The 12,268-nt window shown below is 33.4% G+C and carries 13 protein-coding genes; 4 read left to right on the top strand and 9 right to left on the bottom strand.

Annotated features, from left to right (window positions below):
* Positions 1 to 142 precede the first annotated feature (142 nt).
* Both QZU81_RS06005 and QZU81_RS06000 read right to left on the bottom strand, forming a co-directional pair.
* Positions 143 to 619 carry an Lrp/AsnC family transcriptional regulator gene (locus QZU81_RS06005; protein WP_292827000.1) on the bottom strand — a complete coding sequence of 159 codons (477 nt, stop codon included), beginning with the start codon at positions 617 to 619 and terminating at the stop codon, positions 143 to 145.
* A gap of 253 nt (positions 620 to 872) precedes the next feature.
* Positions 873 to 2,033: a tRNA (guanine(10)-N(2))-dimethyltransferase gene (locus tag QZU81_RS06000; RefSeq protein WP_292827003.1), complete on the bottom strand. Its 1,161-nt coding sequence runs from the start codon at positions 2,031 to 2,033 to the stop codon at positions 873 to 875.
* A gap of 108 nt (positions 2,034 to 2,141) precedes the next feature.
* On the opposite strand from QZU81_RS06000, the gene QZU81_RS05995 reads away from it, so the two are divergent.
* Positions 2,142 to 3,248 carry a DegT/DnrJ/EryC1/StrS aminotransferase family protein gene (locus tag QZU81_RS05995; RefSeq protein WP_292827006.1) on the top strand — a complete coding sequence of 369 codons (1,107 nt, stop codon included), beginning with the start codon at positions 2,142 to 2,144 and terminating at the stop codon, positions 3,246 to 3,248.
* Positions 3,249 to 3,256: 8 nt separating this feature from the next.
* Here the strand turns inward: QZU81_RS05995 and QZU81_RS05990 are convergent, their stop codons facing one another.
* The gene (locus tag QZU81_RS05990) at positions 3,257 to 3,562 is read right to left on the bottom strand and encodes an MTH1187 family thiamine-binding protein (protein ID WP_292851991.1); all 306 of its coding nucleotides are present in this window, start codon (positions 3,560 to 3,562) and stop codon (positions 3,257 to 3,259) included.
* A gap of 51 nt (positions 3,563 to 3,613) precedes the next feature.
* Here QZU81_RS05990 and QZU81_RS05985 point away from each other — a divergent pair, with 51 nt between their 5' ends.
* Complete coding sequence (locus QZU81_RS05985) at positions 3,614 to 4,489, top strand: TIGR00269 family protein (RefSeq protein WP_295590314.1); 876 nt, start codon at positions 3,614 to 3,616, stop codon at positions 4,487 to 4,489.
* Here the strand turns inward: QZU81_RS05985 and QZU81_RS05980 are convergent.
* The 5 genes from QZU81_RS05980 to comB form a co-directional block, all read right to left on the bottom strand.
* Positions 4,448 to 5,392 carry a calcium/sodium antiporter gene (locus tag QZU81_RS05980; RefSeq protein WP_295590311.1) on the bottom strand — a complete coding sequence of 315 codons (945 nt, stop codon included), beginning with the start codon at positions 5,390 to 5,392 and terminating at the stop codon, positions 4,448 to 4,450. The genes QZU81_RS05985 and QZU81_RS05980 overlap by 42 nt on opposite strands.
* Before the next feature lies 1 nt (position 5,393).
* Entirely contained in the window at positions 5,394 to 6,713 is a 1,320-nt protein-coding gene (locus QZU81_RS05975) for a hemolysin family protein (protein ID WP_292851982.1), read from the bottom strand.
* Positions 6,714 to 6,735: 22 nt separating this feature from the next.
* Positions 6,736 to 6,948 (bottom strand): DUF1922 domain-containing protein, encoded by a 213-nt coding sequence (locus tag QZU81_RS05970; RefSeq protein WP_292827020.1) that lies wholly within the window; start codon positions 6,946 to 6,948, stop codon positions 6,736 to 6,738.
* Positions 6,949 to 7,013: 65 nt separating this feature from the next.
* Positions 7,014 to 8,186, bottom strand: coding sequence for a TraB/GumN family protein (locus tag QZU81_RS05965; protein ID WP_292827023.1), 1,173 nt, complete (start codon positions 8,184 to 8,186; stop codon positions 7,014 to 7,016).
* Between the two features lie 60 nt (positions 8,187 to 8,246).
* The gene (gene comB / locus QZU81_RS05960) at positions 8,247 to 8,936 is read right to left on the bottom strand and encodes a 2-phosphosulfolactate phosphatase (protein ID WP_295590306.1); all 690 of its coding nucleotides are present in this window, start codon (positions 8,934 to 8,936) and stop codon (positions 8,247 to 8,249) included.
* A 39-nt stretch (positions 8,937 to 8,975) separates the two neighbouring features.
* Here comB and QZU81_RS05955 point away from each other — a divergent pair, with 39 nt between their 5' ends.
* Both QZU81_RS05955 and QZU81_RS05950 read left to right on the top strand, forming a co-directional pair.
* A complete protein-coding gene (locus QZU81_RS05955) occupies positions 8,976 to 9,494 on the top strand; it encodes a hypothetical protein (protein WP_295590304.1) in 519 nt (172 codons plus the stop codon).
* Between the two features lie 55 nt (positions 9,495 to 9,549).
* Positions 9,550 to 10,473, top strand: a complete 924-nt coding sequence (locus QZU81_RS05950; protein ID WP_292851973.1) for a methanogenesis marker 7 protein — start codon at positions 9,550 to 9,552, stop codon at positions 10,471 to 10,473.
* 12 nt (positions 10,474 to 10,485) lie between these two features.
* Here the strand turns inward: QZU81_RS05950 and mmp10 are convergent, their stop codons facing one another.
* The gene (gene mmp10 / locus QZU81_RS05945) at positions 10,486 to 11,730 is read right to left on the bottom strand and encodes a methyl coenzyme M reductase-arginine methyltransferase Mmp10 (protein ID WP_292827035.1); all 1,245 of its coding nucleotides are present in this window, start codon (positions 11,728 to 11,730) and stop codon (positions 10,486 to 10,488) included.
* Positions 11,731 to 12,268: the final 538 nt, after the last annotated feature.

The following is a 12,268-nucleotide window of genomic DNA, read 5'->3' as shown; positions in this document are numbered from 1 at the left end:
GAATTTCTCCTGATTTTGGTAATATTTTTATTACTTTGAAAAATCGATTTTACATTATTATTAAAAAAATTTGATGTTGTATGCATCAATAATAAAAAATAATTTAAAAAGCAGTTGAAACACTGCTTATTTTAAAACAAATTTATAAAATGTTTGAAGAACCCATGTCTTCCTTGATAACGTCCAATACGGTTTGTGTGTAGGTTCTTTCTATAATTGGATCTTTTAATAATTCTTTAATGAATAAATTTAATTCATTTGTGTTTCTGAATTTTGCAATTAAAAATGCGTCATATTCTCCAGTAACATCATAGATTCCAACTACATTTTTATTGAAGAATGTTTTTTCTTCCCAATTTTTAAGTTTTCCGCCTTTGACTCTTACGCCGATAATGGTAGTCAAAACAAAACCTAATTTTTCATGGTCAATGACTGGTGAGAATTTTTTGATTACACCTGATTTGACCATTTTGTCAATACGGTTGTGAACGGTACCTACGGAAACATCTAAACTGCGAGATATTTGCCTATAGGAAGTTCTCACATCTTCATTTATTATTTTAAGAATGTTAATGTCAGTATCATCTAATTTTATGACATTATCTTTAGTTTTTACCATATATTATCTCCCTTTTAATTATTTCGTTAATTGATGATTAACATTTTATAATTATTATAAAGTTTTTATAATATTTAAAACTTTATATGACTTTGTTATATTTTTATGGATTTTTTAATATGTTTATCAAAATTAAATATTAGTTTAATGTATTCAATTTAAATTTAAACAAAATCTCTTTTGTATCATTTATTATACATTTTGTACATTTCTTTTAAAATAATTGTGTTATTATATACAATATGTTGCTTTATTATTCATTTAATTTTATTAGTATTTCTTTAATTTTATTTATGTTTGCATCAGTTTTAATGCCCAATGGGTTATAATGTGTTTTTATTGCGGCAAATCCTTCATTTCTTATTTCATCAAAGATTAAATCCAGTTTTGGTGCGCTTATTTTCAATGATTTGCATATTGTGTGGACATCATAAAATGTTGCGGGTGCATCTGCCTCTTGAAGGCAGCTATTCAACAATTTCAAAGCTTGCTTTTCGCTGTTGATTTTTTTGTTTTCATTTTCCTCAATCATCTTTTGAATAAAATCCGCATCTTGAATGTCTCCCAACCATAACGGGCCGGCATGAATTAATTTTTCACCACAAACCGGACAAATTTCATCAATAGCGCTTGCCAAACCGTTGCTTGTTTGTCTGTGCAAACAGTTGCTGCAGTGGCTAATATATCCGATATTTTTCAAGGATTCGTCAGTTCTTTTTGAACCTTTTTTAATTTTTAGATATAATCTCATGTAATGTTCAGTACTATGGGACATTTTCACTTCAATGCATTTGGCATATTTTGAAAGAGTGAGCGCAACGAAACCCGCCAATATGCGGATTCCGGTTTCATGGCAATATTCGCTTTTGTATGGCTTTGCATTGTATTTTCGAATGCATGGTTCTTTGTAAGTTCCGCAAAGTGCGGAGGTGTCTGTTGCTGTAACGCATAAAAGTGAGTTTCTGCGAGCGCAATAACCTGCAGAATCAAGGAACGGTGAAGGAGTTCCAAATGGATCGATATCAATAACGTCAAATTCGCCACGTTTCATCCTTAAGAACATGCTTGCATCATGCTGGAAAACTTCAATATCACTTAAATTGTTCAATTCGATATTATGCCTTTCATAGTGATTGGCCACTTCACTGATGTCATTAATGGACACTTCATTAACACCATCAATTTCATTTTTATAACGGATGCCTCTAATTCCGCTACCTCCAAATAAATCGCAGATATCTATCTCTCTGTCTTCTTCTTTCTGGAATACCTGTATCGCAAGTATTGACAAATCTCTGTTTAGTTCCATATGGGGATTGTAAAAAACAGGTGCATCAGAGGATATCTTATCAAATTCTGGAAATTCGATTTTTGTTAATCCTTCTTCAATAGTTTTAGTTTTATATTCGTCCATTAATTCTCACTCTTAATTGTTTTATTTGTAATAAGTAATGTTTTAAATATTATTAGATTTAAATATTAGTATAGAAATTTTATTCATTTTATTAAATTGGTGATTATTGTGTCAAATATTAAAGTTCCTATTGCTAAACCAATAATTGGAGAAGAAGAAATTGAAAATGTAGTTGAAGTTTTAAAATCAGGGATGATTGCTCAAGGACCAAAAGTTGAAGAGTTTGAGCAAAAGTTTGCTGAATGGGTTGGAGCAGATTATGGAATTGCTGTTAACTCAGGAACTGCTGCATTGCATGTTGCATTACTTTCATGTGATATTGGTGAAGGTGATGAGGTAATCACAACTCCATTTACTTTTATTGCAAGTGGAAATTCAATTTTATACACTGGTGCAAAACCTGTTTTCGCTGATATAGACTTAAAGACATATACCATGGATCCTGAATCTATCGAACCATTGATAACAGAAAATACCAAAGCTATTTTGCCTGTCCAATTATATGGACAATCTGCTGATATGGAAAAAATTAATGAAATTGCTGAAAAACATGGTTTAATCGTCATTGAAGATGCTGCACAGGCTCATGGTGCCACATTCAATGGAAATAAAGTCGGCAGTATGGGCGACATGGCCTGTTTTAGTTTTTACCCTACTAAAAACATGACCACTTCAGAAGGAGGAATAATAACCACCAATGATGAGGATTTGGCTGAAAACGCTAAGGTTTTCAGAGCTCACGGTGCAAGCGTCAGATACCATCATGATGAAGTGGGCTACAACTTTAGGATGACTGACATCTCCGCAGCTATAGGACTTGCTCAATTAGATAAAATCGATGAATTCAATGATAAAAGAATTGCCAATGCTGCTTATTTGAATGATGGTTTGAAAGATGTCGATGGTGTGATAACTCCTTATTGTGAAGATAACTCCAAACATGTATATCATCAGTACACAATACGTGTTGAAAAAGGCGACAGGGATGATTGGGTAGATATAATAAATGAATGTGGTGTAGGAACTGGAATTCACTATCCAATACCATTATACAATCAGCCGATTTATAAAAAATTAGGAATTGAAGGAAATTGTCCAAATGCAGAAATGGCTGCAGACAACGTAATTTCCCTTCCAGTTCATCCATCATTAACAAAAGAAGATTTAGACAGAGTAATCTGTGCTGTTAAGACAGCTTCCAGTAAGTTAGATTAAATTCTAACTTATTTTAACATTTTTTCTACTGTATCAACTTTAGCATCTAAAGTTCTATTTTCCAAGTCTCTTCTATCATCTATTTTTATTACAGTATATACCCTGCCGATTCCAAGTTCAAAAATTGCTTCTTGAGCGGTAGCTATTGCTGCGTATAGTTCTTCTAAGTTATCTGCTTCTATTTGTGTCCCCATTCCGGTTAGCTGATAGTTTAATCCGGAATCCTTAATGGATTGAACGGCTGCAGTTACATAGTCTTTGCATTCTGTAGTTTCTGTTCCTACAGGCAATATTGCGAAATCACAAGTTATCATTTTTTCACCTGGTAAAATTATTTATTTATCTTCCTATAAATTAATTTAGTAATGGTCAAATTAAACAAAGATGAATTTAATGAAATGATTTTTACAAGAATCAACAATCTGATTCAGGATTATGAACTGATTAAGAAAGGCGAGTTAATAGCTATTGCACTGTCCGGAGGTAAGGACAGTGTTTTGACTTTACATGCTTTGAAAAATTATCAGCAGTTTTTGGATTTTGATTTAGTTGCTGTCAGTGTTGATGAGGGTATTGAAGGTTACAGGCAGCATGGAATCGACTCCGCTGTTCAGAATGCAAAAGACTTGGGTGTTGAACTTGTCCAGAAATCATTTAAGGATGAGGAAGGCTTTGCACTTGATGACATTTATCAGGATTTTAAAAGTGCATGCATACCATGCGGTGTTTTCAGACGAAATATTTTAAATAAGACAGCTTATGAGTTGGGAGCAGCTAAAATTGCCACTGGACATAATCTTGATGATGAAATTCAATCTTTTTTAATGAGCTTTGCTCGCGGTGACACTATTAAATTCTCAAAATTTGGCCCGGAACTTGATGTTATTCATCCAAAACTTGTTCCTAGAATCAAACCATTATGGAATACTCCTGAAAAGGAAGTTGGAATGTGGGCTGTATTGAATAATATTGATATCCATTTGGATGAGTGCCCTTATTCTCATCTGTCCCTAAGAGCTAAAATTAAGGAATTCTTGAATGTTAGTGAAGATCAATATCCTGGCGTAAAAAATAATGTGATGGAATCCTTTAAAAAAATATTAACATTTGAAAATAGCATATCCACAAACCTTAATGAATGTGAGTTATGCGGTGAGCCAACATCATCACATGTCTGTAAGGCTTGTGAATTAAAAGAATTAATTTCTCAAAATTGCGAAGGCCATATACACAACGAATAGTGTAACTAAAATAATTCCTTCTTTTTTATCATATTTCTCTTGTGTTTTACCGAATATGAAACATAGCACGGTAATTGCCAACATAAATACAACATCTATGAGCAAACTTGAATCAAGTGGTATTGCACTAATTGCACTACTTGCACCGAGTACGAATAAGATGTTAAAGATGTTTGATCCAATTACATTACCTATGACTAGCTGATTTTCCCCCTTCTTCAAAGCTGTAAGGGAGGTTACAAGTTCAGGTAAAGAAGTACCTATTGCAACAATGGTTAAACCTACCAATGTTTCACTCATTCCAAGAGCGATTGCTATAGCTGAAGCGCTATCAACAACCAAATCTCCACCAAGTATAATGCCTGCAAGTCCAACCAGCATGAAAATTATGCTTTTTGGAAGAGTTAATTTTGGTTTTTCAACCTCATTAGCATCACTTGATTTTCTTGAATCGCGAACTAAATAAGCGATGTAAGCTATTAAAATTATGAGTAGGATTATTCCTTCAATATTTGTTATGTTCCATCCGATTATAATGAAAACTGCCCATAATACTGTAATTCCTACAAGGAATGGTAAATCTTTATCTAAAACCTTTTTTTCCATTAATAAATCGCCAAGTAATGCAGATACTCCAATAACCATTAACATATTAAACAGATTACTTCCAATTACATTACTCACCGCCATAGCATTGCTCCCTGTAAGGGAAGATGTAATTGAAACAGCCGCTTCAGGCGCACTAGTTCCAAATGCAACAATGGTTAAACCAACTATGACAGTGGGTATTTTTAAAATAGATGCAATACTGCTTGCTCCATCAACGAAAAAGTCGGATCCTTTAATCAGAAATACAAATCCGACAAGCAATAAAACAACTTGAACAATTATTCCTGCATCCATATTATTCCTCTTTAATTTCTTCTTGTGGTCCCAAATCAGTCACAAGGACCTTATCGATTTGATGACCATCAATATCAATAATTTCAAATATGAATCTTCCGCATTCATATTTGTCTTCTTCATCAGGTATTGTACCGCTTATACTGAGAATAAATCCTGCTAAGGTGGTATAGTTATCCTCTTCTTCGTCAGGAAGTGAATCCTTAAAGTCAAATAATTCCTTAAATTTATCAATCGGATATCTTCCATCGATTAACCATGTGCCATCATCTCTTTGGATAGCTTCAGGTTCGTCTTCTTCATCTATTCCAGGAATGTCTCCAACAATACCTTCAAGCAAATCGTTTAAAGTAATTAAACCTTCAACACTTCCGAATTCATCGACAACAAGGGACATATGAACGTATCCTTGGTTTTCCTTGAATTCTTTTAGTAATTCTAAGGTTTCCAAATGTTCAGATACTACTAACGGTTCCTTTACAATTTTATAAACATCAAATTCCTCATCGGTAAACATCACGGAAAGGATATCCTTTGCCTGGACTACTCCAATAAAGTCATCCAATTCCCCTTTGGCTATTGGGAAAATGGACCTTTTACTTTCAATAATCTTGACTTTATTTATGTCTCTGTCATCTTCGAGGTCAATCCAGATAATCTCATTACGAGGAGTCATGATGCTTTCAACTTTTTGGTCGTCAAGTTTGAAAACCCTTTTAATGATGTCTTCCTCTTCTTGCTCGATGGTTCCGTCTTCCCTTCCTTCCTCAATCATTAATTTAATTTCCTCTTCGGTGACAATATCATCGTTTTTGTCTTCGATTCTGAGTAACCATAAAAGAAAACGGCTGGATTTAGCAAGAATGAAACTGACAGGTTTTGAAACCTTTTCAAGGATTACCATACTTTTTGCAACTTTAAGAGCAATCCTTTCAGGATCGTTTAAAGCAATTACTTTAGGCACTATTTCCCCGATAACTAAAGTAAGATAAGTAGTAATAATAACAACTATTGCAACGCTTATCGGTTCGTTGTACGGTACGAATGAAATCAATTTGGAGAGTGGTTCGGCTATTGTTACTCCACCAAATGCCCCAGTCAAAACACCAATAAGGGATATTCCAATCTGAACTGTAGATAAAAATTCATTAGGGTCTTCTAACAAATCAAAAACAATTTGTGCATTTTTATTTCCATCTTCTAAATATTTCTGCATTTTTGCTTTTCTTATGGATACAACAGCAAGTTCTGCCATTGATAAGTATCCTGTAAAGATAATTAAAATTATTATTATAATTATTTCGAGTGTCGTTCCAATCATTTTTAACAAACCATTAAAACCATTATAAGTCACTGGCCTGAATAAAGCCAGTGTTTCCATATATTTTATCTTGCATTTCCTGAACGGCTTCAGATGCTTCCTCTCTTGTAGCCACTTTCTTAAATATGCGTCTGGATTTCACTTTTAATGTTTTACCGCAAACGCATTTTCTTGTTGCCACGCCTTCTTTTGCATATAAAGCCCGTCCACAATCACAACGAAATATAAAATACATGTTATTTTTCCATTTAAAATTAATAGTAATATATTATATAATTAGTATAATTATTTAAATATTATCTATCCACCAAAGATTTTCATGAATAAGGGGATGAAAACTTTTGATGGTAAAATTACTAATGTAGCTATGCTAACTCCTAAATTGGTTCCTATAACCACCAATAAAATTCTAAATATGTTATTGTTCCATAAATCTCTAAAGCTTTCAATATTGGCTAGATTTTTAACGTCGCTTTGTCTTACTTTTCTGAATTTGGCTTCAGTTAAACCGGAAAACCATCCTGCCGCAAGTAAGGGATGAATGATTGTTAAAGGAGCCATCAGGCCACCAACTATTGCGGATTGAATTTTTGATCCGGAAAGTATTGAACCAATGAATCCCATCGCTACACTAATTATTATGAATTCATAGATGTTTCCGGTTATATTTATCCCATTAAAATATGCCAGAAAAAATATCACAACAAATAAAATAGGAATTAAAGCTAAAATTATCTTAAGCCAAGGTATGCCTTTTTTCTCATTGATGATTTCCAAGTCACGCAGATTAGGCAATGTTTCGGGATTGTCCAGATATCTTTCAATTCCCGGCTTGTGTCCCGCCCCAACTACGGCAACAACTTTGTCATAAGGAAGCTGCATTATTTTCCCTGCAAGATATGCATCTCTTTCATGTACTAAAACTTCATAAACGCTTGGAGCTTCATCTTTAAACATTTCCATTAGTTCATCAAGGTTTTCAGGATTTTTTAACTCTTCAATGTCAATATCCTCTTCTTCATCATCAAATCCTAAAACTGAAGCTATTAATCCATATGCAAATTTGGCTTTTTCCTTGAAGCCCATTCTGTTCAAAGCCCTCTGCAGGGTTGTATTGATTTCTCTGTCAATAAGTGCAATTGGGATTTGTAAATCTTGGCTTGCCTCGATAGCACCAATCATTTCTGAACCTGGTGCAACATCCACATCAGCTCCGATTTTTGATTGGAAATAGCCAAGAAGAGTACTTGTTAAAAATAAGCCCACCTTGTTTTCTTTGATTATTTGAGTAACAGATATATTTTCATCCTCTTCAATACCCATCATTTGCTTTCTTATTTTTTGATATCTTCCCCTATCAAGTTCAATTGCAACAACGTCAGGGTGCTGTTCATAGATGGCATCTTTTACTTCATTAACACTTTCTTCAGATACGTGGGCGGTACCTATTATTGTTAAACATTCTCTTTTCATTAAAAAAACACTTCTTTATTTAAATTAATATCTAATATTATGAAATTTGAATATATAAACTTAATCGTTAATTAAGTTTAATTGATTGTTTTCATAAACGGCAACATTTTCAGTAATGTTTTTCAGGCAACAAAAGTCAACGTCATTTTCATATCCAAGTTCAATCAAACGTTTTGCAGTTCTTGAATTTATAAATGAGTCTTTCAAGGATTCATAATCCCTGCTTGCTAGAATTGCCGTTTTAGCATATTCGCTTATTTCACATTCATCTAAGCACTGGCTAATCCAATACAAAATCTCGCCGGAAGCCAGATAGTCTTCAATTGCAAAATTCCCTTTAACGCCTGCCATTACAACGTCAATGTGTTCCTTTGCAATTCCAATACTTTCCTTCGCCACTGCTTTTGCGTTTATCAGGGATCCTATCAGGACCTGTGAATGCATATTTTCGAGTATTCGTGTACCATTGCTTGTAGTCAGGATAAGTGTGTCTTTCCATGTTTCAAGGTCATTGATTGCAGTAGGTGAATTGCCCAAATCAAAGCCTTCAACTTGCTTTCCCATACGTTCCCCGGCAACGACTCCTCCATTCGTCTCTTTTATTTTCAATGCTTCCTCAAGGGTAAAGCATGGGATTACTCTTTTAAACTTATCCAGTGCAACTGTGATTGTGCTGCTTGCCCTTAATGCATCAACCATTATTGAAACATCCGAACTTGCACTTTCTTCAAAACTCAAAGTCACTTTCATGAATTAATTTATATTAACTGTTCCTATATAATTTATATTATGAAAATTATTACAACACCTATGTGTGAGGAAATAGTGAAATTGGCCGGGGTGTCTGATTATATTGTAAATAAGTTTCCCGATGAAGAGGATGGTGATCTTGCTATTCTGTTATCTGAAAGCAAAGTTGAAATGGATTCCTTGCCGATTAAGCTCAACACTCCCTCACAGATATTTGAAAGTATAAAAAAAGTTTCACAAATCACTTCAAATGAACTAAGTGATATGGATGTGTTGGCATTTTTTGAGGATTATGAACTTTGTAAAAAATACTTGAATTCTGATTTTGAATATGATGTTGATGTAAAGGTTTATTCTGAATTCTTAAAGGATATAGTTAATGATTTCGGATTCAACATAGTTGATGAAGATTTTGATTATGTAATCTATCCGGATTATCTAAAAGAGAAGGTAGCCGAACATGATAATTTAGTTGAGATTCCGTCTCATGGATGCATTTCTAAAAATCCGTTTGAAAGAGTTGAAGTGCGTTATGCCATTTTAGAAAATTTAATATAATATATAAATTATAAACTATTATATTAGATAATTGCATTTTTAGAGAGTTGTTAATATGTATGAAACATTAACATATACTGGTGGAGTTCACAAAAGTGAAGAAATTAGAGAGCTAATTGAAGATTTGGGTGGATTCATTCTTCAAGATAGTGTTTTACAAATGGAATTAGTTCTGAATATGGCTGTTCCTTTAGAAGATGTTGATAAAATTGAGAAAAAAGCTAATGAACTTTTAGGAAAAATTTCAATCGCTCCTATGGCAGGTTCTGAAATAGCTATTGTTTCACCAACTCTTGCAAGACACCATTTGCCTCATGCAGCATGTGATATCTCTGAGTATTTAAGGGAATTCGGTGCTAAAGATAATATGATTGGGCTTGCTCGTGGTGATGGTAAAGGTACTTCAGGTATTACTGAAGAGGAAAAAAGCTTAATTGAAGAACATGATATAGCTATTTTTGCATTAGGCAGTTTTGAAAACTGTATTAAAGAAAAAGCTTTCTTATATGATGACATTGACATTCCTGTAATTGTTACAGGAGCTCCTGAAATTCCTATTGAAGAGCTTCCTGGTGCTGATGCATATGTAGGCGATCTCGGTAGGATTCCTAGAAGATTAAGAAGAGGTCCGGATGTGCGCGCATTGGACAGGTTAGTTGAAACCACTGAAAGAATCTTAAATGATAAAAAACGTGAAATGGCTCTTGATGCACCATTGGTACCATCCATTGTTGTTAAAAATGCAATTGAAAATCAGGTTAAGGAAATTAAGGATGTAATCTCTCCAACACCGGTAACTTCACAATTGGATGGTGTGCGTGTAAAATTAAATTATGACAAATATGCTGATGTAATTGCTGATGTTGTCATTGACGGCAGAAAATTATCTGAGCTTGCTGAAATTAAAAAATCATTTATGTATGATTATATTTTAGTAAAAATTAATAGTGAGAGTTCTCTTGTTGAGGATTCTAACTAATCTTCTTTTTTTTTAAAGTAATCTCATTCCAAAGAAATTAATAGCATCCACTAAATCGTTAAATTGTTCTAACTCTCTTTCTATGACATTTTCATCGGTCATATCTATACTTAATTCGCCATCTACACTTAAGGTGTCAGGACCACGACCGACGATTCTTTCAATGCCATCTGCACTTAATATTCTTTCTGCATCAAGCTGATGGACAAAAGACCGTCCAGGTATGATAACCGCTTCTTTTATCTCACTTAAATCGAGCTTTTCAAGATCTTCTTTTGTTATTAAACAGGCAATTTCCTTTTCAACCGCTACAACATTAACGCTGTCAACTTCTAGTTTGTTAAATATTTTTGAAATGAATGGCTCGGCGATTTTGGAAGTGATTATGGTCGCTTCACCGGTAACCGGTTTGATGAATTGTAAAAATATTTCATTTTCATCTTTAGCTATTGCAAATGGACCGCCGGTTTCAGGATCGCATAATGGTGTTCCGCTTACCCTAAACTTGTATTCGCTGTTAATCTGTTTTACAAGTTCCGCGAATTCTTCAACAGGCTGTGATTCGATTCCTTTAAGGATAGGTTCATTTCCTAAAATCAATCCTTCGTTGAATGTATTTGCGAATCTCATCAAAAGCATTCCTTTGGCACCCCATTCCTCTAAATCATTACATGTTTGGCGCAATACTTCGCCGTCATTAACTCCAGGAATGATCACTGCCGCTCCAGTCAGTTTAATATTTTCACAAAAGATTTTGCAGGCATCAAGCGCTTCCTGCGGATGTTTGTCTTTCACCCACTCTTTTCTAAGTTGTGGGTCTGATGAAAAAATAGTAAATGAAACTTCTTCAACACCATTATTAATTAATCTTGAAGCCATTTCACTATCGCTTATTCCTTTCCCGCATGTATATCCTAAAATGGAAGGGATGGAATACTGGTTTAAACCTGCAGTCAATGTCTCTAAATGAGGATAGCAGCTAATGTCTCCACCGCCGCTAATATAGGCTGTCGCTTTTCCTCTTGTCATGCTCATCATTAATGCCGTTTGGACTTCATTCATTACTTGGAAAGGTGGCTTGAATTCACTTTGAGCTTCATTAATTCCTTTACTACACCTTTCGCAACCTATCTTATTGGGTAAACAATGAGCACAGCCAAAACTTTTAACTTCCTTTACCTTTCTGAAGTAACAGTATTTGCAAAAACCGTTACAATCTTTACCAGGTATTCCTCCAACATCAGCTACAAGTTGCATAATTTATTATTTTTTATTTCATTTTATTTATAAATTAAGACTATTTTTTTTAATTTTACATTGTATTACTTTTAGTATTATTTATTACTCAGAAGCTTAAAAGTAATAATTTTTTATTTCTCTTTATTTTTTTAAAATAGGATTGAATAAGTATATTTTTAAGAATAGAATTATTTAATAAATTATTTTATTTTTTAGTTGGGTTTTATAGTTTTTTACTAATTTTAAATTATTTTAATCAATAATAAAAAGTATTACTTTTGACGGCATTTTTCTTAAATTTTCAAGGATTTATTATACTTTATAAACTTTTCTAAAATATCCCATAGGTAATCTTTATATTATATCTTTTATAAAATAAAATTTGTATACCATATGGCTGGCTATTGCAAATATTTGCTTTGTAGCTATATGCTCGATTTGGTAAAAAAGTTACCAATGAGAGTGGTATATTAGTTAAACTCTATTTATTTAGGAGGGAAAAAATGGCAAAGTTTGATGATAAAATCGATTTATTCGATGATAGAGGCAACGAAAT

The organism is uncultured Methanobrevibacter sp., assembly GCF_902770715.1.
Taxonomy (GTDB): Archaea; Methanobacteriota; Methanobacteria; order Methanobacteriales; family Methanobacteriaceae; genus Methanocatella.
Note: the sequence above shows the minus strand (reverse complement) of the source record. Positions and strands in the feature narration are given on the sequence as shown.

What these genes read in the sequence shown, in the direction of transcription:
- QZU81_RS05980 (WP_295590311.1), bottom strand. Translation starts at nt 5,392, where the DNA reads ATGGATGCAGGAATAATTGTTCAAGTTGTTTTATTGCTTGTCGGATTT.
- QZU81_RS06000 (WP_292827003.1), bottom strand. Translation starts at nt 2,033, where the DNA reads ATGGACGAATATAAAACTAAAACTATTGAAGAAGGATTAACAAAAATC.
- mmp10 (WP_292827035.1), bottom strand. Translation starts at nt 11,730, where the DNA reads ATGCAACTTGTAGCTGATGTTGGAGGAATACCTGGTAAAGATTGTAAC.
- QZU81_RS05950 (WP_292851973.1), top strand. Translation starts at nt 9,550, where the DNA reads ATGTATGAAACATTAACATATACTGGTGGAGTTCACAAAAGTGAAGAA.
- QZU81_RS05965 (WP_292827023.1), bottom strand. Translation starts at nt 8,186, where the DNA reads ATGAAAAGAGAATGTTTAACAATAATAGGTACCGCCCACGTATCTGAA.
- QZU81_RS05975 (WP_292851982.1), bottom strand. Translation starts at nt 6,713, where the DNA reads ATGATTGGAACGACACTCGAAATAATTATAATAATAATTTTAATTATC.
- comB (WP_295590306.1), bottom strand. Translation starts at nt 8,936, where the DNA reads ATGAAAGTGACTTTGAGTTTTGAAGAAAGTGCAAGTTCGGATGTTTCA.
- QZU81_RS05985 (WP_295590314.1), top strand. Translation starts at nt 3,614, where the DNA reads ATGGTCAAATTAAACAAAGATGAATTTAATGAAATGATTTTTACAAGA.
- QZU81_RS05970 (WP_292827020.1), bottom strand. Translation starts at nt 6,948, where the DNA reads ATGTATTTTATATTTCGTTGTGATTGTGGACGGGCTTTATATGCAAAA.
- QZU81_RS05955 (WP_295590304.1), top strand. Translation starts at nt 8,976, where the DNA reads ATGAAAATTATTACAACACCTATGTGTGAGGAAATAGTGAAATTGGCC.
- QZU81_RS05990 (WP_292851991.1), bottom strand. Translation starts at nt 3,562, where the DNA reads ATGATAACTTGTGATTTCGCAATATTGCCTGTAGGAACAGAAACTACA.
- QZU81_RS06005 (WP_292827000.1), bottom strand. Translation starts at nt 619, where the DNA reads ATGGTAAAAACTAAAGATAATGTCATAAAATTAGATGATACTGACATT.